General features: G+C 64.2%; 4 protein-coding genes. All 4 read right to left on the bottom strand.

Annotation, left to right across the window (positions count from 1 at the left end):
- The coding region (locus tag VGE27_RS11235; protein ID WP_331049746.1) for an alanyl-tRNA editing protein at window positions 1-621 on the bottom strand (621 nt) is incomplete at its 3' end.
- A gap of 8 nt (window positions 622-629) precedes the next feature.
- Entirely contained in the window at window positions 630-2,309 is a 1,680-nt protein-coding gene (locus VGE27_RS11230; protein WP_331049745.1) for an acyl-CoA dehydrogenase family protein, read from the bottom strand.
- A 4-nt stretch (window positions 2,310-2,313) separates the two neighbouring features.
- Window positions 2,314-2,970 carry a TetR/AcrR family transcriptional regulator gene (locus tag VGE27_RS11225; protein ID WP_331049744.1) on the bottom strand — a complete coding sequence of 219 codons (657 nt, stop codon included), beginning with the start codon at window positions 2,968-2,970 and terminating at the stop codon, window positions 2,314-2,316.
- Between the two features lie 157 nt (window positions 2,971-3,127).
- The coding region (locus VGE27_RS11220; protein ID WP_331049743.1) for a RagB/SusD family nutrient uptake outer membrane protein at window positions 3,128-3,527 on the bottom strand (400 nt) is incomplete at its 5' end.

Below are 3,527 nucleotides of genomic sequence, written 5' to 3'. Positions count from 1 at the left end.
ATGCGTTCCACCACAGGCCTGACGGTCGAGCCCTTCGATGACGACCACACGAAGGGTGCCGTCGGGTTGTGGTGGTGGAGCCACGGAGCGGCTGCGCAGTAGCCCCGGCTCGCGGAGCGCTTCGTCCTGTGCGACATACACGGCCGACACCGGAAGGTCTGCCGCAATCGCGGCATTGATGTCAGGCTCCAGTGCGCGGATGCGTTCGTTGTCGGTATCGGGCAGGTCAAAATCAATCCGGGCCGTGCGGTCGGTGCCCATCTGCACCCCGGTGACCAACGCGCCTTCGAACGCCCGATACACGAAGGCGTTCACGAGATGCAGCGCGGTGTGCAGCTGCATCATGTCCGTGCGGAAGGTGGTATCGATGGTCACCACCGCTTCGCCGTGCAGATCGGCCGGACCGTCGTGCAGGTGCCACCAACGGCCATCGATGTCTTCGACGCCGGCAACGGCAAATGTCTGCCCATCAACGGTCACACGGCCACGATCGGCGAGTTGTCCACCACCGCCCGGATAGAAGTAGCTGCTGGCCAATAGCAACCGATTGGGTTCGGATGCGACGATCTGCGTGGCAAACTCGCGGATCTCCGGCGCTTCATGGCACAGGTATCGGCTCACGGGACTGTTCAGTGACTGGTGACGGCCGACCGCTCCACGATTGTGGAGAGGTCACGGCCTGGGCGCAGTGTCCCGATCACGCCGGCATGCTGACCACCGATGCGTGACTCGACGAAACGATGGGACACGGTGTCTGGGGAAAACTGCAGGAGCTCGCTCGCCTGCAACGCGAGCGCCATGCGCGTGGTCAGTGCTCTGGCGTGACCTTCGTGCACCGATGCCGAGGAGAGATCGATGCGGAGCGTGTCGAGAAATCGCGAGTGATCACGGCCCGTCGTGCCGCCGCGATGCACTTCATGCATGAAAACCTCCGCGCTGTCGGGCTCGCGCGACAGAACGCGCAGCACATCCATGCACATCATGTTCGACGTGCCTTCCCAGATCGAATTGAGCGGCGCCTCCCGGTAGAGGCGAGCCACCGGGTGCTCCATGATGAAGCCGTTGCCCCCATGAACCTGCAGCGCTTCGTACACGAAAGCGGATGCCCGCTGGCAGTTCCAGAATTTCACCACCGGCGTCATGAGACGGGCCAGCAGACGCTCGGTTGGATTGCCGGCCATGTCGTCGGTGGCTCTTGCCACACGCAGGGCCGACAGTGTGGCGGCCTCACTCTCGAGCGCGAGGTCTGCCAGCACGTTCTCCTGCATCGGTAGCTGCGACATGGGCCGGCCAAAGCCGGTTCTCGATGTGGCGTGATGCACGGCCAAGGTGAGCGCATGGCGCATCAGGCCCGCGGATCCCACGGCGAAGTCGAGGCGGGTGAGATGGGCATGTGACAGGATCTCGCGGATACCACGGCCTTCGTCACCCACCAGCAACGCCATCGTGTTGCGGAACTCGATCTCGCTCGACGCGTTCGAGCGATTGCCACATTTGTCCTTGAGTCGCTGAATGGCGAACGCATTGTTGGTGCCGTCGGGCAGCAGGCGCGGCACGAAAAAGCAACTCACGCCGGTGGTCGTCCGGGCGAGCGTGAAAAATCCATCCGCCACGGGCACCGAGAAGAACCACTTGTGTCCGGTCAAACGGTACAGCGTGGCATCACCGTCGGTGCCGGCATACTCGCCGGTGGTCTGTGTCTCCCGCAGGTCGGAGCCGCCCTGTTTTTCGGTCATCGCATAGCCAATCACCGCGCCCGTCTTCTGGACAATCGGCAGGCGCCGAGCGTCGTATGCGGTGGACAGCGTCTTCTCCCGCCACAGCGCGAACTCCGGACGCCCTGCAAAGCCTGCGCAGGCGGCATATGCCATGCCGGTGGGGCAGGCGATGCCATTTTCCACCTGATTCCAGAGATAGCTCTGCACGGCGCGGGCAAAGTGCGCCGACGGATGTGGTGCCGTCCACGCCAGGCTGTGCACCTCGTGGCCAAACGCCAGGGCCATGAGTTGATGCCATGCCGGGTGGTACTCCACCCAGTCCAGTCGGTGGCCGTTGCGATCGTGGGTGCGCAGCACCGGCACGACGTCATTGGCCAGCCGGGCCGCGTCTTGCACGTCGGCATTCCCCACGAGTGCGCCGAGCGCCGTCGCCTTGTCGGTCGCCCATGGGGCGTGGCGTTCGATGGCGCCGCGTAGCACGACATCGTCGGCAAAGGCGTTGAAGCCCACGGCTGGCGCGACCTGATTGCGAACCGCGTGCGTTTCGCTGTCGTGGTGCAGCGGGATGGAATACGCGGCCCCTGGCACCATCGAGCTACCGCTTCCTGGAGCGACGGGCCTTGGCCGCAGGCGACGCGCTGGTCACGCTCGTCACACAGGTCATGCGCATGCACAGGTCGGCGATGTGGTCGGCCAGCGCCTCCCGTTCGCCCCGGGACAGCTCCCGCTCGCGGGCCAGCGGTTGAATGAGCGGCTCCATCATGGCGCCGATCACGCAGGTCGACAGCAGGTCGGCCGGCACGGCGACGAACTCCCCGCGTGACGCACCTTCCTGAATCACCTCGGCGAACACATCCGCGAGATTCTTGCGATAACGCAAACGGGCTTCGTCCAGCTCCGACTCACACGGTTCGGCGATCAGAGCATAGGCCAGACGCGGCTTGCGAAAGGCGCGGCGCACGAACACACGAATCGCGTCCCGCAAGCGCGAAGGGGCGTCATCACCCGATGCGAGAATGGACTGCACCACCATGGCTTCGTGCTCGGAGACCTGTGCGAGCACCTGGACGCACAGATCCACCTTGGTGTCGAAGTAGCGATACAGCGAACCAATGGCGAGCCCGGATCGACCAGCGATCGCGGACATCTGCGCGGCCTGCCATCCGCCCTCCGCGATCAGATCGCGCGTGACGAGCAGGACGCGGTTGTACGTGTCCTCGATGACCTGCTTTCGGACGAGTGCGAGGGCCATATGAATGATGAGTCGTGAAAAGTGAATCTGGATTCACTTTTGATTGACGTCAAGATCCAGGCGGCTGGGTCCATCAGAAAACGACAAAGGGCGACCGGCATGCCGCCGATCGCCCCCGTCTACGCAAATCCGCCTACCTCCCCTGCAACACGCCCGATCAGTAGCCCGGGTTCTGCTGCAGATTCGGCGATGTGCGCGTGTCGCGCAGCGGAATCGGGAACAGCGCCTGGCCCGGGCGGTCGGCGAGACCCTTCACCGCGATCGCCTTGCCCAAGCGATTGAGGTCGGGCCAACGATCGCCTTCAAACGCCAGCTCCAGGCGACGCTCGAGCTCGATGGCATTGATGACATCGGTCTGCGTGGTCACCTGGTTGCCCAGCGTGTGCACAGGAATGCCGGCCCGCACACGCACCTTGTTGTACGCAGCCACGGCTTCCGGCAGTCGGTTCAGACGCGCCAGCGCTTCGGCCTTGATCAGAATGACCTCGGCCAGACGAATCACGTGCACATGCTCCGTGCCCGGACGAGCCGAATACTTGTTGCCGTTGAGCGGGCGG

Source organism: Gemmatimonas sp. (assembly GCF_036405635.1).
Taxonomy (GTDB): Bacteria; Gemmatimonadota; Gemmatimonadetes; order Gemmatimonadales; family Gemmatimonadaceae; genus Gemmatimonas.
Note: the sequence above shows the minus strand (reverse complement) of the source record. Positions and strands in the feature narration are given on the sequence as shown.